This is a genomic window from Bacillus sp. FSL R10-2201, assembly GCF_038008665.1.
GTDB lineage: Bacteria > Bacillota > Bacilli > Bacillales > Bacillaceae_G > Bacillus_A > Bacillus_A mycoides.
In genome coordinates this window covers 2,504,470-2,523,886 of record NZ_JBBOZP010000001.1, presented here as the reverse complement: position 1 = coordinate 2,523,886, position 19,417 = coordinate 2,504,470, and the positions used below count along the sequence as shown (strand labels likewise).

Genomic DNA, 19,417 nt, shown 5'->3' with positions numbered 1-19,417 from the left:
GAAAAGCTATGTTAAGAGAGATATTTCATTTTATAATTCAAATATTATAGGTATATCATGTAAACTTTTTTTCCAAATCATATGATCGTTTGATTCGCCCCAATAATCCTTCAGCACATAACTAGGTTTTCCAAACTTTTTTGTCCATATACTTTGTGCTTTTTTGTATCCACTATCTAAACAGCATTCGATTATTCCTCTGCTAAGTAATGTAAGATACATTGTATTTAGTAGTAAACTCCCTATACCTTTTCTTTGATACTCCGGAAGTATAAATACAGTTCCTATTTCATACAAATCCTTAAGTACACCGTCTGTACAACTATTAATCAATGCACTTGCTGGACCGATTTCAATCGTTCCAATGATTTTATCGTTACTTGTATCTATCGCTAATAAAAAGTAACGATTTTCTCCATTACTATCAAAATCATTTTTTAAATATTTCTTTTTCGAGTTAATTTCATTTTCTATGTCATCTAATAGATGTGATAACCCTTCGTTTTTAAATGTATTAGTAATAACAAGACGAAAAAACAAATGTAATTCATCTAAATCATTCGAATTCGGCCTTCTAATTTCAATGTTATACATGGCTTACATCTCCAATTTTTAAAAATATATGAGAAAGTGTATTTGTTCAAAAAGATTTTATGCAATTGCTAAGACCATACTTTATATACTCTATTCATTATTATTCTACACAACTCTGCATAGATCCAGCAGTATAAAAAACTCAGTATAAATATTAATGTAATAACTTTTATATCCATAGTCGTATGAATAGTAGGACCAAGTACAGGAAAACGGAAGATATCGAGAATGATCATAATTCCTATAAGTAGACATATCGCTGAAAAGGAAATTACCCAAATCCTCCTCTTGAATTGTAAAAAGGATACTCCTAACGCTATACCTAATAAGCCTGTAGTAAAGGGAAAGACAATTAGTTCACTTGGCTCAATAATGAATAATAGGAAAATAGTAAGAATATAAGAAAGTACTCCCTCACGAATAGAATAACAAATAGCTAGAAAAATCGGTAGCGTCGCGAAAGGACTAATAAATAACCCAATTCCAGGGATTAAGTTCCCCGCAGATTGAAAAATAGCAGCAAATGAACCGAGTAATGCTGTAATGACTAACCTACTTGCAGGCGTCACCTTTCTTTTATGAACAAAATTCGCATCCTGCTCTATCATCCATTGATACCAATAGCTTCTAAAGCGATTCATCAAATTCCCCCTAAAGAGACTTAATTCACCACTTTCTATTTTTATTCAAATACTTATTGGTTATGTTTTACTTTCTGCTTGTTAGGAATCACTATACAATAGATGTTTATCCATAGAAGGTTTTTTAAGAGGCGCTAAGTCGTGCGTTTGAAAAAGTATGAATTCCATATATTTTTAGACTAAGAGTTTATACCGTATCATGGAACAATTTCAAAAATAGTACCTTTGTTAAATTCAGTTACTTTCATAGAACCATAAACTCCTAAATATAATCTAGTTTGATCTAAGTTTGTTCCTAAACTAACATAATAAGCTGCTTGAGTCCCAAAATCATAAGTGGTTTCAATAACATGAAAATCATTACGTTTCCCGTCTAGAGCTGCTCTAGTAAAAGCTAACACTCCCTTTACTGGAGATTGAAATTCTTCTTTCTTAGCAAGATCAGTAAACACGATACTACCAGTTAAATTAGGAATTGTAGTTCCCATATATGGTTGTACTCCTGTAAGTGAGGTTCCTCCAAACTTATCTGCTCTGGAATCTTTATGAAAATAACTAATTAGGGGCTGTATGCGCCTCACTGATGTTTCTATTGTTTCATTATAATAAGCCATTGTTCTCTCATCCAAAGTAGGATTCTCAGAACAGTGCCTTATAAAAGAAGTAGGAAATTCTCCTTCCCATCCTCGCCAACCAAAATTAATAAATCCATCTTGATTGGGAGTGGATCTCATTAAATGCGTTTGAACAAGTTCGGTAACCGGTATGGGTTTATAATGAACAAACGAAAAAATAGACTCTACAATATCCTGCCCGACATTTCCAGCATATTTGATATATTGATTATAAAACCTTTGAAATGAAATACCTGTTATATTCCGAACTCCTTTCGCAATTACTGTAAGTGTTTCTTGTATAGATAAAGGAAACTCATTAAAGCGTGTAACTACTGGAGGGTTATTTATGAATGTATTTTTACTTACATCAATTTCAATTATTTTGCCCGCTATTTCTAAATCATCCTGGCTTAAATTAAATGGATCATAACCCGATCCACCATCTCCATTTGTAAAAACAAGTTTTCCACTCTCAGGTGAAAAGTTTAAACTATTGACTCCGTTATGATTAAAAAAGGGCCTTTTTATGTTAAGTAATGTCCGTCGTTTTTGAGGTTGACTATGTGATTGTAAAATCCATTCCTCAACCGTATCAATATGATCATATTGAGTATCTCTATTTACCCACTTTAAGTTTAAAGTTTTCGGATCACACGGATTAGGTTTAAAAGGTTCAGAAAGGGCACCCGGACCTTGAGTGCCAGCTACTGAATAATGAAGGTAAAATAAACCGTTTTGATAAAATTGTGGATGAAACGCTAGTCCTAGCAATCCTCGTTCATCATAACCGCTACTAGAGACACCTTCTTCAAACGTGCCTAATTTGATAATTCGCGGGCGAATATCTAAAAAAGTCCTTATAACTCCGTCTCCTATGTAAAAGATTTCTCCTACCTGGGTTGCAATAAATAACCTTTCAATTGAGTCACCTGGTAGTATAGTTGTTTTCAAAACAGTAGGTAAATTGAACTTACTTGCAATGGGTCGTAAACTAACCTTAACTTTTGTCAACTTACTTTACACCCCTTTAATTGCGTTTTATTAAAAGAATATGATTAGAACTGTTCAATTAGTATCCAATTAGGGACTAGGGAATTGGATACTAGTTCTGACTGCGCTGCTTTTCCTGCTTCTCCATATAACTACGCATCCGTCGCATATATTCAGGTGCGTCCATTCGATTCCCTGCGATCATTTCAATAATACAGAGTCTTTTGGCGCTTTCCTTTTCAGCATGGATTATAGCCTGATCAAGCTCTCCATAGGTCCGGACTGTAACGGTAAACGCGTTACCTCCAAAAGCTTCGGCCAGCTTGGTGTAAGACCATTGAGGGATTTCGTTGTACTTTTGATCCTCTGTTTTGACATTTAAATATCTCTCGATTGTATAACCATCGTTGTTCAAAACAAAGATTATAGGCTTGCAGCCGTAATAGAGCATAGAACTGATTTCCTGTACCGTTAGCTGCAGGGCACCGTCACCTGTAAACACCAATACTCGGCGTTCCGGCGCGGCCATAATAGCACCAAACGCCGAAGGGATTGCGTAACCGATGGACTGCCATCCACCTTGTCCAATATATGTTACATTGCCCGGCAGTCTTATCTCTCCCATTCCGTAATAAAGCGTTCCGGTCTCGGCGATTACAATATCCTCCTCTTTCAGCATGCGCTGAAAACGTGGATAATAGCCGTCCGCCATTAGAGGTCCGTCGGCAATAGTTGTGAATTGCTCATAAGGGAATGACAATTTTTTTGTCAAACCTCTGCCTGTATAACTCAACTTCTGCACAGCAAGTAGCATGTCGGCTGCAAGAACATTCGGATATTCCGCCTCAGCGATTTTAACTATATCTGGTTGAATATTGACAGTTATCAGTGGGTTCAGCTTTGCGGTAAAACTTGCGGTGTTTGTATCCGCCCATACCATACCAATCGCAATGATACAATCTGCATTCTCCACTGTACTTTGGACTTCAGTCCTCCCGAAAGAGCCTAAATACATTCCGATATAATTTGGATGGTTCTCGTCGAATCCGCCCTTCCCGTACATCATCGTTACAACAGGCACATTCATTGCATCGGCTAGCTGCTGAGTCGCTGTCTGAAGGCCGAATCGCATCGTTTTCACATCCACCAGGATAACCGGTCGTTGGGCACGTTCCAAAAGCGGACGGACATGATTCACTGCAGCCTGAAGGGTATTCGGGTTGGATGTTGGACGTGGTGGTACCGGTTCTGCCCAGACTTTAATCGGCTTGGTCACTAAATCATTAGCCACAACCAGGTATACCGGCTTTTTCTTTTCCTTAGCAATGCGAATCGCAGTCTGAATTTCAATCTTGGCATTTTCCGGCGTAAGCACCGCGGTATATGCCGTAATCTGCTCATACACCTTGCGAAAAACGTCAAAATTCCCATCCATTAAGGTGTGATGCATAAGCTTATGCTCTTTTTGATCCTTCTCAGGAGGCGCACCCACAATGTGTATAATTGGCACATGCTCGCTGTTGGCTCCCGCTATCGCATTGCATGCACTGAGCTCCCCGACCCCAAATGTCGTAATAAGAGCCGATATTCCTTTGATTCTTGCATAGCCATCTGCAGCGTAGCCCGAGTTTAGTTCATTTCGTCCTTCTATAAAACGGATGCCGTTATAACACTCCAAAGTATCAAGAAGTGTAAAATTATAGTCCCCTGCGACACCAAAAATTTCGGTTATGCCCTCCAGTTTCAGACAATCGAACAAATACTGGCCAACCGTTTTTTGATCAGGTCCCCTTTGTAAACCAAAGCTGCCCGTATTAATCATGTTGTCCATCGCTTGCTCACTCCTTATCTATTTCTTTGGCTTGTTCTATTTTATAGTACCCTTTTTGATAATTCCCTTTAATTAAACCGGTTATCCGTTGTGCAACAATTAATCGGGAAGAAATGCTCCTTATCTTTGGAGATATTCATAAAACAAGAGAAGGAGGAGAAACACTAAAACATTACAAGAATGTATTAATTAATCTTCTAATGTTCTTTTTAAATTGTTTCCCTTTAAAACATCCCATTTATCATGCTCCTCACTCTGTTTTGCAAAAGTCTAGCTTACTTTTAAAAACTTTGTAACAGAACCTTAAAAATAATAAAAACCCACGAAGAAAATGCATTTTCTTCGTGGGTTTAGTTATTTAAATGGACTTTCACCTAACTCAAGAAGCATCCGCACCTTCAAACTGACTATTATAAAGCGAAGCATAGAAACCATCAGCTTTCAATAACTCTTCATGATTACCTTGTTCTACAATATCTCCGTCTTTCATGACAAGGATTAAATCTGCATCACGTATTGTTGATAATCTATGAGCGATAATGAAGCTTGTTCTACCTTCCATAAGGTTTTCCATCGCTTTTTGAATCAGTACTTCTGTACGAGTGTCAATGGAGCTTGTTGCTTCATCGAGTATTAATATTTTCGGATCCGCTATAAGGGCACGTGCAATTGTTAGTAGTTGCTTTTGTCCTTGGGATACGTTGCTTGCTTCTTCGTTTAGTTCCATTTGATATTTATTTGGTAATGTTTTTACGAAGTTGTGAACGTGAGCTGCTTTCGCTGCTTCAATTACTTCTTCGTCTGTAGCATCGAGTCTACCGTAACGTATATTTTCCATGATGGAGCCGTTAAATAGCCAAGTGTCTTGAAGTACCATACCAAACATGTTGCGCAGGTCTTCTCGCGTGAAGTCTTTTATATCGTGACCGTCGATACATATTGCACCGCTGTTTATGTCATAGAAACGCATTAACAGTTTTACAATCGTTGTTTTACCAGCTCCGGTTGGTCCGACGATTGCTACCTTTTGTCCAGGTTTAATGTTAGATGAGAAATTATTGATGATGATCTTATCTGGATTGTATCCAAATTGAACATCTTGGAAGGTAACTTGTCCTTGAACTTTTTGCAGCTTCACTGGATTTTCTGCTTCTGGCACTTCCTCTTCTTCTTCTAAAAATTCGAAGACTCTTTCTGCAGCAGCTGCAGTAGATTGAAGTACGTTCGCGATTTGTGCTACTTGAGCGATTGGTTGCGTAAAGCTTCTAACATATTGCACAAAGGCTAAAATGTCTCCAACTGCGATGGTTCTCTTTACCGCAAGCCATCCACCTAAAATAGATACAGCGACGTAACCGATATTACCGATAAATGTCATAATCGGCATCATCATTCCAGATAAAAATTGAGATTTCCATGCGGAATGGTAAAGGGTATCATTTACCTTTTCGAATTTTTTCACTTCTTCTTCTTCTTTGTTGAAGGCTTTTACGATATTGTGACCACTATAAATTTCTTCGACCTGACCGTTTACGTGTCCTAAATATTCTTGCTGGGATTTGAAGTATTTTTGTGATCGTTTTACGACTGCCATGATGAGAATCATCGATACTGGCAATATTAAAAGCGCCACTAATGTCATTTGCCAGCTGATTGATAACATCATGATAAGTACACCGATGATTGTAATAACGGATGTGATGATTTGCGACATACTTTGGTTTAAAGTTTGGCTCACCGTATCTACGTCATTTGTAATTCTCGATAATACTTCGCCGTGCGTTGTTTTATCAAAGTATTTCAGCGGCATACGGTTAATTTTTTCATCGATTTCTTTTCTGAAGTTATAAGATACTTTTTGAGCTACTCCAGAAATAATGTACCCCTGGATAATACCAAACACAGTGCTCAGTATATATAATCCAAGGAGTAAAATGACAATGTTTCCGATATAGGTAAAGTCAATGGCCGCACCGGGTGCTCCTGATACTTTGCTTACGAGTCCTTCGAAAAGTTTTGTTGTCGCGTTTCCTAAAATTTTTGGACCAACGATTGTAAAGGCTGCACTGCCGATTGCGAAAAGGATAACGATTAAGATTGATAATTTATAGGGATTCAAGTATTGAAGGAGTTTATTCATCGTTCCTTTGAAGTTTTTTGCTTTCTCAATCTTTCTCATGCCGCCGCCCATAGGACCGCCACCGCCAGGACCAGGGCCACTTTGTTTTCTATTTTCTATTTTTCTATCACTCATGATGACAACTCCTCTCTTGAAAGTTGTGATAAAGCAATTTGCTTATAAACTTCACAGTTTTCCATAAGCTCTTCATGAGTACCAGTTCCAATTATTTTTCCTTCGTCAAGTACAATAATCTTATCGGCATTCATGATTGTACTGATTCTTTGGGCAATAAGTAACATAGTACTTCCTGTAATCTCATTGTTTAAAGCTCTGCGCAATGCTGCGTCTGTCTTAAAGTCAAGAGCTGAGAAACTATCATCGAATATGAAGATTTCCGATTTTTTCGTAAGAGCACGCGCAATAGAAAGTCTTTGTTTTTGACCACCGGAAACGTTCGTACCACCTTGTGATATTTCTGTGCGGAAGCTTTCAGGTTTCGCGTTAATAAACTCCATAGCTTGCGCGATTTCCGCCGCTTTTTCGAGTTCTTCTTCAGTTGCTTCTTTTTTACCATATTTCAAATTACTCTCGATTGTACCTGAGAAGAGAACTCCTTTTTGCGGTACATAACCAATTTTCTCTCTTAATTCCTTCTGAGATACTTCTCTAATATCCGTGCCATCTATTAATATTTGGCCACTTGTGACATCGTAAAAGCGTGGAATTAAGTTGATTAATGTTGATTTACCACTACCTGTACTTCCGATGAAAGCTGTCGTTTCACCAGGTTTTGCAGTAAAGGTGATATTGGAAAGCACATCTTCTTCTGCACCTGGGTATCTAAAGCCAACATTTTTAAATTCAACGTAACCTTTCTTGTCTGAAGCAAATGTTTTCGGCTCTTTTACATCACTAATGGTAATGTCAGTATCTAAAACTTCTGCGATACGTTGTGCGGAAACTGAAGCACGTGGAACCATAATAGATACCATTGAAATCATTAAGAAGGCCATGATGATTTGCATTGTATATTGCATAAATGCCATCAAATCACCAACTTGCATATGTCCCATATCCACTTGGTGTGATCCAACCCAAATAATAAGTACAGTAACAGCATTCATGATAAACATCATCATTGGCATCATAAATGACATTAAACGGCTTACAAATAAATTTGTTTTTGTTAAATCTTGATTTCCTTTTTCAAATTTCTTTTCTTCATGTTTTTGAGTATTAAAAGCACGAATAACTAGCATACCGGTTAAAGATTCACGAGTGATTAAGTTAATTTTATCTACTAACTTTTGGATACGCTTAAACTTAGGAATCGCGATGCTAAATAAACCAATGACTAGGCTTAAAATCGCAATTACCGCAACTGCGATAATCCATCCCATTGAAAGGTCTGTAGTAAGTACTTTAATAATGCCGCCGATACCTAAAATTGGTGCATAGAATACAATGCGAAGCATCATAACCATAAGTGTTTGAACTTGTTGGATATCATTTGTACTTCTTGTGATTAGAGATGCAGTGGAAAACTTATCAAACTCCGCATTCGAGAAGTTTGTAACTTTCCGGAATACTTTCTTTCTAAGGTCTCTGCCGAGTCCTGCAGCTACTTTTGCAGCAAGTAAACTCACGATAACGGTAGCTGCCATACTTACTAAGGATAAAAGTAACATTTTCCCGCCGGAAGTAAGGATGAAATTGGATTGAAGCTTATCTATATTGATACCGATCTTTTTATACTCATTCTCAATGAATGAAACGGCTGATTGCGTTACCATGCTGCCTGGCATATTCTTAAACTTTTCATCTGCCTTTTCTTTCATTGCATTGATTTGATCTTGAGGAAGTTTCGCAATGATTGCAAAAGGATCTGTATTTGGCGGAAGTTTCGCTGGTGTGTTGTTGTCACCTGTCGCAGCAGGAGAGAAAGCAGATGAGCCACCTTTTTCAATTCCTTGTGTAATTAACATTGGTTTCCCAAAGATATCGTTAAGTTCGTTAATTATTTTTTTATCTTCTGTATGTAACTTATAAAGTGGCTCTTTATCAAGCTGCGGATAATCTTTTAAGTCATTTTTTAGTTCACTTTGAGAGAGGCTGTTCTTATCTAAATGTACATAGTTGTCAGCAACTTTTTTCTTCTCATTTTCATTCATAAAGAGCGTAAGTTTATCCATTTCACTTTTACGAATAACCTCAGGTACTGCATTTTCTACACCTTTTTGTTGAATCCCTACATTGACAATGTTAGACATGTAGTCTGGCAGTGATAGATCGCATACTGCCTGTACAGTTAAAAGACATACAACTGCAATGATGGAAGCAATAAATGGTTTTAAATGTTTGATGATCTTTAACATTTAGTTCATCTCTCCATTTTCTTTGTCTAATTTTTTTAGTTTTTACTCCGCTTCTCTCCTTTATTCTTCGTATTCTCAGTAATTCATTCTAGCAGCTCTTTACGTATTTTCGACTACAAATTAATTTTATGACTATATGAAGATATGATGCATCTTTTAGTGTGTAGATGTTGTTTTATAGGACTTAAATCCAAAAATAGAACGCACATGTTTCTTAATAAAACGATGATCTTGTTCCACTATATAATTAATATATCTAACTAATCTTTTCTGGCGGAAAACCAGAATTTCGTAAACTACCTGAATTGATTGATGAATATCGGATTAATATGTTTCCAGTAGTCCTAGGCAGTGGACTACCTTTATTAAAGAAATTACGGACAAAATCAATCTTAAACTTATAATAAACAATACATTTAAAACTGGAGCGGTTGGTCTTATCCACCAATCGGAGGAAAATGCTTGACTACTCGGCACTTCAACTATCGAGTGCTAATATTCAACAACGCGTACCGAAAATAATCAACCATATTTTATAAAAAGTGATTCTATAAAATATGTTTAGAGCCTATTTTGATAACTCTTTTTTTCAAAAACAGGCTTTTTATATTAGGTAAATCAGCAGTAATAGACTTACCTTTGATCAAACATGTTTATAAACCAACATAACGTACAGGAAATCGGCTTTTCTCTTGCCGAAATTTATTAGCATACAGTGGTCATATATTTTCAAGAATAACGGAAGAATATATAGAAAATGCTACATAAACGTGAAGTTTGATCAACTTAGGGGGGACAACCTTGTTCAATCAAATAGTAAAAGCTGTACCCAATTTATTTACGATTGGAAATTTATTGTGCGGTGTTTTTTCAATTACCATGAATATGAGTGACTATTTGGAAGTAGCCTCCATTTTTATTTTCTTTTCAGCTGTTTTAGATCTCCTTGATGGAAGAATTGCGAGAAAATTAAAAGTGAACAGTGAGTTTGGTGTACAATTGGATTCCTTAGCTGATATTGTTAGTTTCGGAGTTGCTCCTGCACTTTTATTTCATTCGATAGCAACACCATCTATTTTAACTTCTTTGGCATTTATCCTTTTCCCAACGATGGGTGCTTTAAGATTAGCTAAATTTAGTGTAAAACCAACCATTGGATATTTTAAGGGATTACCTATTCCAGCTGCTGGATTACCATTGGCCGGTATGGGATTGTTTTCATATAGCAATGCATGGATTACATTAATCCTCGCTCTCTTAATGGTAAGTCCAATTAGGTTTAAAAAACTTTAATTAGGATCCCGCCTATCGCTTTAATTTCATTTGTGAAACGGTTCGCTAATATCCATCAAGTTGAGGATTTTGATGTTATTTCGCCTCTATATTGAACGAATCAATCTTTCTTCTCTAATACCTCAAACGATAAAAATGCACTTCGTTGCTATAAAGGGGAAAAATTTTTCGTTTTGTGGGTTATCTATTTTCTTAGCTTGATAACGATGTGGTGGTACCCCTTGTTTAAAAGAACTCCTACCTCCCAAAATACTTAGTTACGCCCAAATAACATAACAAAAAGACTAGGAAATCACTCCTAATCTTTTTTGTTTATTACTATTCCATTGCCCCAGCAACATCATAATCATTTAAATCTAATTCAATCGGTTGCCCTAACGCAAGTTTCGCAAGTTCTGATCCTAAGTATGGACCTGCTGTTAATCCTGAAGCACCTAATCCGTTTGCAATGAGTATGCCTTCAAAATTAGGGAGTGGGCCAATAACAGGTAAGAATCCTGGCGTAAATGGCCTGAAGCCAACTCTAGTTTCAAGCATTGTACCATCTTCTAAACCAGGCGCTACTGTTAACGCTTTATGGAATACTTCATGTAAACCACCAGCTGTTACACGGTGATCGAAACCAGTATCATTCTCATGCGTTGCACCAATTACGACATGGCCATTGTCAAATGTTAAAATATATTGATCGTTCGGCGGCATAACAACTGGCATATTTTCTGTTGCTGTATTTTCAATTTGCAAATGAACAATTTGTCCTTTTTGGAACGTAACTAAGAAATTAATTCCTAATGGATTCAAGATTTCGTTCGCCCATGCGCCTGCAGTTACCATTACCTTTTCCGCTACAATTGTTTCGTCATTTACTTTAACTCCCGTAATATGATTCCCTTCACGGACTAATACTGCATCACCTTTTATGAAAGTTGCACCATGTTTTTTCGCAGCGCTTATTAATGCGTTGCGTAATAATCTTCCATTTACTCGTGCAGCGCCACTAATATGAACAGAACTATATTCTTCCGATAATGCTGGGAATAATTTTTTCGTTTCTTCAGCTGATAAGCGAGTGATTTCACCAATCTCTGGTGCATCTTCACGGCGTTTATACGCTCGCTCTTCCATTTGATCTAGTTTTTTCTCATCAGTATGTAAACTAATTGCACCTACACGGTTGTAACCTGTATCCGTTTCACCGTCTTCTTCTAATTGCTGAATTAACGAAGAATAGTAACGTGCACCGCCTTTAACGATTTTATACCATGCTTTATTACGACGTTGCGACAGCCACGGACAGACAATACCTGCTGCTGCATCAGTTGCTTGACCTAAATCTTGACGATCTACAATAGTAACCTTCGCACCAGCCTTAGCAAGATGATAGGCAGTAGATGCCCCTAAAATTCCAGATCCAACTACAATATACGATTTCATTTCAAACACCTTTTCTCTTTTGCTAATTATTTAAATATAAGAACATACTTTAGTATACTGAAAGGAATCCTTTTTTCAATGTGCTCAACGTAATTAATTGTTGCATCATTGTGACGTTCCTAATCATTATTTTTTCTTCTTACGGAATAATTCAATTGTTTTATAGCCTTGTGAAAGGATTTCAATCATTTTCTCAAGACGTTTATCGCGTGTTTTTTCTTGTTTCACAGAAAATAAATTACGTGCCCAATCTTTTTGATAACCAGGAGTTAAACTTTGATAAAACTTAAGTTCAGCTGGATGATTAGCCAATAATGCTTCAACATCTTGAATACGGTCTGCATAATCAGCAACACATTGACTCGCTGCAGGTGTTTTCTTCGCTTTTTTCTTTTCACGTTTTAAACCTACAACTGTAAAGACATCATCCATACTTACCATTCGCGCAAATTTAATTTCGCTTTCCCCCACATATCCATCATCTCCAACGTTTAATGCCGGAAACATCTCATCACGGTGAATAAACGTACTGTAACGAGCATTACCTTTTTTCGGATATGCGAAAAACACGTAACCTTTTTCAATTAGTAATTCTTCATTACTAATAATAAAATTCGTTTGTTTCACCATTTCATCAAGTGTTTCAACAAAAATAAAAATAGCATCATGTTCTTTTGAAAATGAGGTTTCTTTACCTGTGAAAATGTCATAATCACTTGGTTCGTTAATTACGACCATATTTGTATACTTATTTAGTTTCAATTTATCAATAACTGACATTATAATCTTCCTTTGCATCCAATATTCATTTTATATACTTCTTTATACTGTTCTAGTGTATTATATCTATTAAGAAAATTAAACTTGAAATCGTATCATTCTGTTTCAATAGACCATAATTTTTTACTATAAGTAGTGGTTTTATGCCGTATGTAATCCGAGATGAAGGGCTAGTTTTGCAAGGAGATAATGGAAAAGAGCCAGTCTTTCATACATATGAAGAAGCTGAGGAAACGTTAAAAACGTTAACTATACCGCAGTTTCCGAAACATATTAGACGAAAACCATTTAAACCAAAAATAATAAAAATAGCCGATTCTGAATAAGAACCGGCTATTTTTATATTCACAACTCAATAGCAAATAAAGTATATAAAAGCTCTTTATATTGATTTTCTGTAATTTCACGCTTCGTTTTTTCTCCATAAATAATTTCAGTTAAAATAGTATTCGTTAATGAGACATGGCCAAAGTTCGTCAATTTTACTGCAATGGGTCCTTTATTGAAAATAGATTTCTCATCTTCTATCACTCTTCTTTGAACATCGTTTACTACTGTCTCATCAATAATATGTTTATAAAAAGCATGACAAACTTTCCATTCTCCATCAACATCTATTCTTTCTAGAACATAGTTTCCTTTACTCGTATCTTTTTGTCTTACTCGATACGAACCGTTTTTAGAAGAAACAAGTTCGCCAGTAAACGGTACTGGCACAAGAGGTACTAATGAAGCAATACCTACATCAATTAAGTACCTTACGTTTTCGTAATTTAAAATAATTGTTATATGCCCATCTTCAAGTGCCCAAGCGTTTATATCATTTTTATATACGGTACCTAGTGCGAGTTGTACATCATAACCACTATCTTTTAAAAAATAGTAAAAAAGAGTATTTAATTCATAACAAAGCCCACCTCGAGAACTAGTTAAAATTTTCTCTTGTAAGTTTTTCATAGAAATTGTATTCGCATTACTTGCTATTACATTTAAATTCTCAAACGGGATTGTGTGGGCAAATGCAAAGAGTATTGTACTTAATTCTTCAAATTTTATTTCAGTACGTTTTTCAAGGTTTAATCTTGTGAAAAGTTGATCTTGTAACTTTGTCATATTCAGCACCCCTTAATAAGTTATAAATTAAAATAATATATGCTGATTGTAAATTTGAAGGGATATAGTAACAATGTACATTTGCAGTTACTGTACCGGTACAAAATTTAAATTTGAAAAACATATTTATATAAAAATACAAATAAGAGGCACCTTCACGGATGCCTCTTTCGAATTACATTTTATATCTTTATTTCAATGAGCTTAATTTTTCAATTGCTTGTTGCTCAGTTGCTAAGAAAAAAATATCCTTACCTTTATTACATTCATAAATGAAATCTTTTAGGCTTTTACTAGTGTACATAGAAAAATCCCCGATGATAGCAATTTTCACGCTGTAATTAATAAACTTTTGAAGAATATCACCCGCAAGACGTGTTTTTAAGTCAAAGAAACTTTCACTTATTAATGATTTATTGATAGCAATCCGCTTTGAATCCGCTTCATATTGAACTGTTGCCATGAGATCTAATGCAGATTGAACATCGGATATTAATACTGTATCGTTTCTGACGACGGCAATATTTATTCCGCCAATTACTACTTTCTTTATTTCCATAGTCTCACTCCTCTATAATTTATAAAGTATATATTAAACACGCTGTGTAGATCTTCATTAACACACATAAATGATTTGCCCCTGGCCCAATATCCTTTATATCCTCGTAAATAAATATTGTTTTAAAACTTCTCATACGGTCAATGAAATTAAGGGTAATCTATCTTTTTACTATTTTTGAAAATTTATCTCTCCACAATAACTTAATAAATTATCAAAAGAAGTAATCTCGGCATATGGTTTAGTGTCGGTATTATTCTTAATCATATTAGGATTGAACCATATGCCCTTTATATTTGCATTTTGACAACCAGCAATATCCTTTTCTAAGTCATCTCCAACAAATAGTACATCTTCTGATTGTACATTTAGCTTATTTAATGCTAATTCAAATATGAGTTTGTCAGGTTTACTAAATCCCGCTTCTTCAGAAATAATGATTGTATCAAAATAACGATTCAAATTCGTGTTAATTATTTTTTCTTTTTGCCTCTGAGTTGAGCCATTTGTTATAATTCCAACTTTAATATGTGACTTTATAGTATTTATGATATTAATAGTTTTTTGGTTTATAGAAAAACATTTCGGGAAATTATTATTCCAAAATTCTTGAATGCAATTGCGTGGTAATCTATATTTCGGTGGGAATTCATCAAAAAACGATTCCAAAACCTTTACTTTATCACTATGACCATAGCTTTTTTTATCATATCCCTTGAATTTCTGTAACATTTCGTTTTTTACTGCATGTTGTTCAACATCCCCATAAAACTCCTCTAAAATAATGGAAAACAGTTTATCTACTGCCTTATCCCTATCAAGTAACGTATCATCTAAATCAAATAGCATCGCTTTATAACCCCTCAAATAATTTCACAACCTTTCTCGCAATATATAAATAATCCCTAGTTCGTACCTTTAAACTTTTGGTTTACCAAGAGAGTTGTTATTTATGTGAGAATAACGATCAAACAGAGTAAAGGATTTATTTTCACCTTCCCGGAGAATTAATTCTAGCCTTAGAATCCAGTTGTTTCTCTCCAAATCAATTAAATGCTCAACTACTTCGAATGTATTTCAAGTTCCTTCCTCTTCATTACAATGTAGCCATTCGCCGGATAAACTAGATAAAAAAACTCCAAAGTTTGTGGCACACGCTCTAGAATTACAGTAGCTTCTTTTATATTGAAATTCATTTCCTTTTCTCCTCTTGGTAAAGAAGTAAAAGTATATTTTCATACAATTCAAGAAATTACACCCGATTTACATTATTATACATTAGTTTTACTTAAATATTAATGTTCATTTTATTGAACGTGGAGCTAACACAATAATCGTCTTGTGGAATCTCCTAATTTATCTCCACATAAACTCCAGATAGTAAGGCTATAATGACTACCAGAGGTGATATTATGAAAAACTATCATATTCTCGTGGTAGAAGACGATCAAGAAATTCAGGAATTAATTAAACAATTTTTAATGACACAACAGTATACAGTTGTAGTTGCATCAGATGGATTAGAGGGTATGACACAATTTAATAAGCAATCCTTTGATTTAATTCTTCTAGATGTAATGATGCCCAATCTTAATGGATTTGAAGTATCCAAGATGATTCGAAGTCAGTCAAACATACCAATTATTATGCTAACTGCATTGGAAGAAGAGGAAGATCAAATGAAAGGGTTCGATCTTGGAATCGATGATTATATAACAAAACCCTTTTCGTTTCATGTTTTGATTAGACGAGTCGAAGCTGTACTTAGAAGAAGTTATGATAAAAATGTAAATAATCATTTGGTATTTAAAGAAGTGCGTATCGATGTTGATGCATATAGAGTATATGTAAATGACGTTGAAATTTTATTAACGACAAAAGAGTTTGAAATTCTACAACTACTATTTCAAAATGAGAGAAAAGTACTCACAAGAGAAAATATCGTAGAAAAAGTTTGGGGGTACGATTATTTTGGAGAAACACGAATAATTGATACACATATTAAAAACCTACGTAAAAAGTTAGCTATCCCTTATATTAAAACAATAAAGGGTATTGGTTATAAAATTGATGAATAGTATTGTGAAAATCATGAAGATGAAGCAAATTACTTATAAACTCTTTATGACTACCTCTCTCATTTTGTTATCCTTTGCAGTATTGATTTATTTAACTTTATACTTCTTTCTCCCTACGTTTTATGAGCAATACAAAACAGATCAACTTCAAACAGGGATAAAAGAAATCATTGATAAATCTAAAGATCTTACGTTTCAAGATGCGATACCACTTTTTGATGAATATGCAAAAAAAAATAATGCGATGCTTTATCTTCAAAATAATGAGGGAATAATTAAATACTCTCCTTCATTTTCTTTTACTCAAAATGGTTCGCAAACAACAGTAGTTACTAGAGCCACACGGTTCGAGAATGCAGGTACCCTTAGCAATTCATATAACGTTACGAAACCAATTCAATTCCAAGATGGTAGTTTAACGCTTATAGTCTTTGCTACATTTCAACCAATTGATGAAGCTTCACAGGTTTTAGTACGCTTTCTCCCCTATATTAGTATCATTGTACTCATAATTGGTGTAGGGAGTGCTTATTTCTATTCCAGGTTTATTACAAAACCACTTATTTATATTAATGAGGGTGCACAAAAGATGGCAAATTTAGATTTCTCCGAAAAAATTGAGGTTCGCTCTACAGATGAGTTAGGAGAATTATCTAATAGTTTGAATGACATGTCTATTAACTTACAACAAGCTATGTTTGATTTAAAAAAAGCAAATCAACAATTAAAAAATGATATTGAAAAAGAACGAGAAATAGAAACAAAACGCAGAGAGTTTTTTGCGATTGTAGCACATGAATTAAAGACCCCTCTTACTGTAATGAAAGGATACTTAGAAGGGATGATATACAATATTGGCCCTTATCAAAATCGTGATCAATATTTAAAGAAAAATCATCAAATTATTGAAAGTATGGAACAATTAGTTCGTGAAATTTTAAGCATGTCGAAATTAGAACAACACACCTTTAAACTAAAAGTAGAAGAAGTTAATCTTTCGAAGTTAATAGATACAATCACAAAAGATCTCGAATTTTTTGCTTCTCAAAAAAGCATCCAAATAATAAAAGAAATTGATTCTGATCTTTCTGTTTATACAGATCGTGTTCTTTTTGAAAAAGCATGTAAAAATATTATCCATAATGCGGTTATGTATTCACCACATAATGAAAAAGTCTATATAAAGTTAAGTGAGGATTCTAAACAAGGTCAAATCAAAATGCAAATTATGAATACAGGTGTCAATATTAAAGAAGAGGATATACAACAAATTTTCAAACCATTTTATCGAATTGAAAAATCAAGGAATCGAAATACTGGAGGAAGTGGTTTGGGGCTATATATTGTTAAACAAATTCTTGAAACGTTAGATATAAAGTATTCTATAAAGAATATGGAACGTAGTGTACAATTTAGCATGAACATTCCATTATCTAAACAAAAAACAAACAAACTCCCCTCTTAGTAGGACGAGTTTGTTTGTTTTTTGTAATTTTAGTATTGATATTTTTCGAGTTACTTTTTAAGCAATATTGGGATTAGCTTTTTTACCAATCCACATACCTAAGCCCACCATGCCAAGCCAACAGCAAATTGCTAACATAAACATCAATCGTTGTACGGATAACCCTTCAATCTGCATTTGACCCTTCCCAACAATTGTTTGGAAAAGTTGCGACCATTCGACATCGTAAAACACCCCTACTCCCACAATCACAATCAATATAAAAAATTGTAAAAATATATTCCCCATATTTCTCCATGTTGTGTAAATGAGTAAAGAAAGCTCTCTATGTGTAGCATTCACCATATATACTTTCATATTATTTTGAGAAGAAATACTATTAATGGCATAGCTTCCAAATGTAACGCTAAGGACTATAAATATTGGAGAATAAAACCCGAATATCATGATTAAAGTACTTACTAAAAACAAATGGATTGGATTAACTTTCTTAGCAGCTTTGATATCTAAAAATATGGACATCAAAATCCCTAATAGGTATGGTCCAACTACAATGAAAATACAGGTTAACATGTTATAGAAAGTAAAACTATAAAAAATACCCATCAAAAATAAATATCCATTTCCTAATCCAAGTAAAAATGATTCTGCCTTTAAGCGAATTGGTAAAGAAGATGAAAGTTTATGAAAGAACTTTCCTTTCAACAAACTCAAAAACATGAAACAAATAAGCGCTATAGAAAGTAGAAAAAAATAAAAAATATATTGTTCATTATTTATGTTACGACTTGTTCGAATCAAAAGAATAAGCATTGAGACAAAAAGAAACTTTCCTACAACCGATACGATGGAGATAGGTAAAAGCCCTTTGGCTAACTCTGTTCTCGGCATTTTTTTTATAGCAAAAAGGATACTGATTAAACAAATCCCATATATGCATGTTATCAGCGGCGGCGATAAAAAACTAATCGCTAACAATACGATTATTAGTAAAAGAAAAACGATACCAATAATAATCGCTTGTTGATTTTTATTATAAACCTTTCCCCCGCCTTCCACATGTAGAAACAATAAAGTACTCGTCATGGTAGAAATTGTACTAACTGCAAAACCAGAAAATAACGCACTTATTTCTAGCCATCTTGAACTCCATCCAAAGAAAGTAACACTAAGTAATGATACTATCAGAATAGAAACAGTCCAATATAAGGAGCGGTGAATCCCAGCCTTATTCACAATAGGTATCCAGATAAACACACCCGTCATATAAGTTGTATAAAACAGGATTGATGGCCAGTATCCCTCAAAGCCTTTCGAAATCTGTAATCCATAAACAATGTAAATAAGCATGGGTGTAAAGATAGTCGTTATTAGTAGACTAAATGTAGTTATACTTTGCACCACAAGTCTTTTTTGCTTTGTCGTATGTATCGTATAACACCTCACTTAAAATGAAATCAGTAGTTGTTATTACTTATTCTGTCCGGAACGAGGTTGTTATATATGCGCAATCCAATTGAAATTC

General features: G+C 34.7%; 17 protein-coding genes and 1 pseudogene. 4 read left to right on the top strand and 14 right to left on the bottom strand.

What is annotated here, in order from left to right; genetic code table 11:
* Positions 1-30 precede the first annotated feature (30 nt).
* From NSQ69_RS12925 to NSQ69_RS12895, 7 genes and pseudogenes are all read right to left on the bottom strand, one after another.
* On the bottom strand, positions 31-594 hold the full coding sequence (locus tag NSQ69_RS12925) for a GNAT family N-acetyltransferase (RefSeq protein WP_002013262.1): 564 nt from the start codon (positions 592-594) through the stop codon (positions 31-33).
* Between the two features lie 68 nt (positions 595-662).
* The gene (locus tag NSQ69_RS12920) at positions 663-1,235 is read right to left on the bottom strand and encodes a hypothetical protein (protein ID WP_002013264.1); all 573 of its coding nucleotides are present in this window, start codon (positions 1,233-1,235) and stop codon (positions 663-665) included.
* Between the two features lie 197 nt (positions 1,236-1,432).
* On the bottom strand, positions 1,433-2,863 hold the full coding sequence (locus tag NSQ69_RS12915; RefSeq protein WP_078206905.1) for a PQQ-dependent sugar dehydrogenase: 1,431 nt from the start codon (positions 2,861-2,863) through the stop codon (positions 1,433-1,435).
* 91 nt (positions 2,864-2,954) lie between these two features.
* Positions 2,955-4,673 carry an alpha-keto acid decarboxylase family protein gene (locus tag NSQ69_RS12910; RefSeq protein WP_341099334.1) on the bottom strand — a complete coding sequence of 573 codons (1,719 nt, stop codon included), beginning with the start codon at positions 4,671-4,673 and terminating at the stop codon, positions 2,955-2,957.
* A 379-nt stretch (positions 4,674-5,052) separates the two neighbouring features.
* Positions 5,053-6,927, bottom strand: coding sequence for an ABC transporter ATP-binding protein (locus NSQ69_RS12905; RefSeq protein ID WP_341099332.1), 1,875 nt, complete (start codon positions 6,925-6,927; stop codon positions 5,053-5,055).
* Complete coding sequence (locus NSQ69_RS12900; protein WP_341099330.1) at positions 6,924-9,170, bottom strand: ABC transporter ATP-binding protein; 2,247 nt, start codon at positions 9,168-9,170, stop codon at positions 6,924-6,926. The genes NSQ69_RS12905 and NSQ69_RS12900 overlap by 4 nt, the downstream gene beginning before the upstream one ends.
* 162 nt (positions 9,171-9,332) lie before the next feature.
* Positions 9,333-9,437, bottom strand: a pseudogene (locus tag NSQ69_RS12895) (IS6 family transposase); the annotation flags it as partial.
* A gap of 534 nt (positions 9,438-9,971) precedes the next feature.
* Here NSQ69_RS12895 and pssA point away from each other — a divergent pair.
* Positions 9,972-10,463, top strand: a complete 492-nt coding sequence (gene pssA, locus NSQ69_RS12890; protein ID WP_002085344.1) for a CDP-diacylglycerol--serine O-phosphatidyltransferase — start codon at positions 9,972-9,974, stop codon at positions 10,461-10,463.
* Between the two features lie 318 nt (positions 10,464-10,781).
* Here pssA and NSQ69_RS12885 read toward each other — a convergent pair whose 3' ends face one another.
* Both NSQ69_RS12885 and NSQ69_RS12880 read right to left on the bottom strand, forming a co-directional pair.
* A complete protein-coding gene (locus NSQ69_RS12885) occupies positions 10,782-11,897 on the bottom strand; it encodes an NAD(P)/FAD-dependent oxidoreductase (protein WP_002168304.1) in 1,116 nt (371 codons plus the stop codon).
* Between the two features lie 126 nt (positions 11,898-12,023).
* Positions 12,024-12,677, bottom strand: coding sequence for a YdeI/OmpD-associated family protein (locus tag NSQ69_RS12880; protein WP_002085348.1), 654 nt, complete (start codon positions 12,675-12,677; stop codon positions 12,024-12,026).
* Positions 12,678-12,820: 143 nt separating this feature from the next.
* On the opposite strand from NSQ69_RS12880, the gene NSQ69_RS12875 reads away from it, so the two are divergent.
* Positions 12,821-13,003, top strand: coding sequence for a hypothetical protein (locus tag NSQ69_RS12875; protein WP_002013279.1), 183 nt, complete (start codon positions 12,821-12,823; stop codon positions 13,001-13,003).
* A 19-nt stretch (positions 13,004-13,022) separates the two neighbouring features.
* Here NSQ69_RS12875 and NSQ69_RS12870 read toward each other — a convergent pair whose 3' ends face one another.
* The 4 genes from NSQ69_RS12870 to NSQ69_RS27745 all read right to left on the bottom strand — a co-directional run bounded on the left by NSQ69_RS12870 (position 13,023) and on the right by NSQ69_RS27745 (position 15,545).
* Positions 13,023-13,790 (bottom strand): arylamine N-acetyltransferase family protein, encoded by a 768-nt coding sequence (locus tag NSQ69_RS12870; protein WP_003189638.1) that lies wholly within the window; start codon positions 13,788-13,790, stop codon positions 13,023-13,025.
* 190 nt (positions 13,791-13,980) lie between these two features.
* Positions 13,981-14,349 carry a DUF4180 domain-containing protein gene (locus NSQ69_RS12865; protein WP_002127579.1) on the bottom strand — a complete coding sequence of 123 codons (369 nt, stop codon included), beginning with the start codon at positions 14,347-14,349 and terminating at the stop codon, positions 13,981-13,983.
* Between the two features lie 171 nt (positions 14,350-14,520).
* A complete protein-coding gene (locus NSQ69_RS12860; RefSeq protein ID WP_002127577.1) occupies positions 14,521-15,198 on the bottom strand; it encodes an HAD family hydrolase in 678 nt (225 codons plus the stop codon).
* 212 nt (positions 15,199-15,410) lie between these two features.
* Positions 15,411-15,545 (bottom strand): hypothetical protein, encoded by a 135-nt coding sequence (locus NSQ69_RS27745; protein WP_372362209.1) that lies wholly within the window; start codon positions 15,543-15,545, stop codon positions 15,411-15,413.
* A 216-nt stretch (positions 15,546-15,761) separates the two neighbouring features.
* On the opposite strand from NSQ69_RS27745, the gene NSQ69_RS12850 reads away from it, so the two are divergent.
* Both NSQ69_RS12850 and NSQ69_RS12845 read left to right on the top strand, forming a co-directional pair.
* Positions 15,762-16,427, top strand: a complete 666-nt coding sequence (locus NSQ69_RS12850; RefSeq protein ID WP_341099327.1) for a response regulator transcription factor — start codon at positions 15,762-15,764, stop codon at positions 16,425-16,427.
* A complete protein-coding gene (locus NSQ69_RS12845; RefSeq protein ID WP_002168308.1) occupies positions 16,420-17,892 on the top strand; it encodes a sensor histidine kinase in 1,473 nt (490 codons plus the stop codon). The genes NSQ69_RS12850 and NSQ69_RS12845 overlap by 8 nt, the downstream gene beginning before the upstream one ends.
* A gap of 57 nt (positions 17,893-17,949) precedes the next feature.
* Here NSQ69_RS12845 and NSQ69_RS12840 read toward each other — a convergent pair whose 3' ends face one another.
* The gene (locus tag NSQ69_RS12840; protein ID WP_002127575.1) at positions 17,950-19,242 is read right to left on the bottom strand and encodes a hypothetical protein; all 1,293 of its coding nucleotides are present in this window, start codon (positions 19,240-19,242) and stop codon (positions 17,950-17,952) included.
* Positions 19,243-19,417 lie beyond the last annotated feature (175 nt).

What these genes read in the sequence shown, in the direction of transcription:
- NSQ69_RS12925 (WP_002013262.1), bottom strand. Translation starts at nt 594, where the DNA reads ATGTATAACATTGAAATTAGAAGGCCGAATTCGAATGATTTAGATGAA.
- NSQ69_RS12920 (WP_002013264.1), bottom strand. Translation starts at nt 1,235, where the DNA reads ATGAATCGCTTTAGAAGCTATTGGTATCAATGGATGATAGAGCAGGAT.
- NSQ69_RS12910 (WP_341099334.1), bottom strand. Translation starts at nt 4,673, where the DNA reads ATGGACAACATGATTAATACGGGCAGCTTTGGTTTACAAAGGGGACCT.
- NSQ69_RS12905 (WP_341099332.1), bottom strand. Translation starts at nt 6,927, where the DNA reads ATGAGTGATAGAAAAATAGAAAATAGAAAACAAAGTGGCCCTGGTCCT.
- NSQ69_RS12900 (WP_341099330.1), bottom strand. Translation starts at nt 9,170, where the DNA reads ATGTTAAAGATCATCAAACATTTAAAACCATTTATTGCTTCCATCATT.
- NSQ69_RS12885 (WP_002168304.1), bottom strand. Translation starts at nt 11,897, where the DNA reads ATGAAATCGTATATTGTAGTTGGATCTGGAATTTTAGGGGCATCTACT.
- NSQ69_RS12880 (WP_002085348.1), bottom strand. Translation starts at nt 12,677, where the DNA reads ATGTCAGTTATTGATAAATTGAAACTAAATAAGTATACAAATATGGTC.
- NSQ69_RS12875 (WP_002013279.1), top strand. Translation starts at nt 12,821, where the DNA reads ATGCCGTATGTAATCCGAGATGAAGGGCTAGTTTTGCAAGGAGATAAT.
- NSQ69_RS12870 (WP_003189638.1), bottom strand. Translation starts at nt 13,790, where the DNA reads ATGACAAAGTTACAAGATCAACTTTTCACAAGATTAAACCTTGAAAAA.
- NSQ69_RS12865 (WP_002127579.1), bottom strand. Translation starts at nt 14,349, where the DNA reads ATGGAAATAAAGAAAGTAGTAATTGGCGGAATAAATATTGCCGTCGTC.
- NSQ69_RS12860 (WP_002127577.1), bottom strand. Translation starts at nt 15,198, where the DNA reads ATGCTATTTGATTTAGATGATACGTTACTTGATAGGGATAAGGCAGTA.
- NSQ69_RS27745 (WP_372362209.1), bottom strand. Translation starts at nt 15,545, where the DNA reads ATGAATTTCAATATAAAAGAAGCTACTGTAATTCTAGAGCGTGTGCCA.
- NSQ69_RS12850 (WP_341099327.1), top strand. Translation starts at nt 15,762, where the DNA reads ATGAAAAACTATCATATTCTCGTGGTAGAAGACGATCAAGAAATTCAG.
- NSQ69_RS12845 (WP_002168308.1), top strand. Translation starts at nt 16,420, where the DNA reads ATGAATAGTATTGTGAAAATCATGAAGATGAAGCAAATTACTTATAAA.
- NSQ69_RS12840 (WP_002127575.1), bottom strand. Translation starts at nt 19,242, where the DNA reads ATGCTTATTTACATTGTTTATGGATTACAGATTTCGAAAGGCTTTGAG.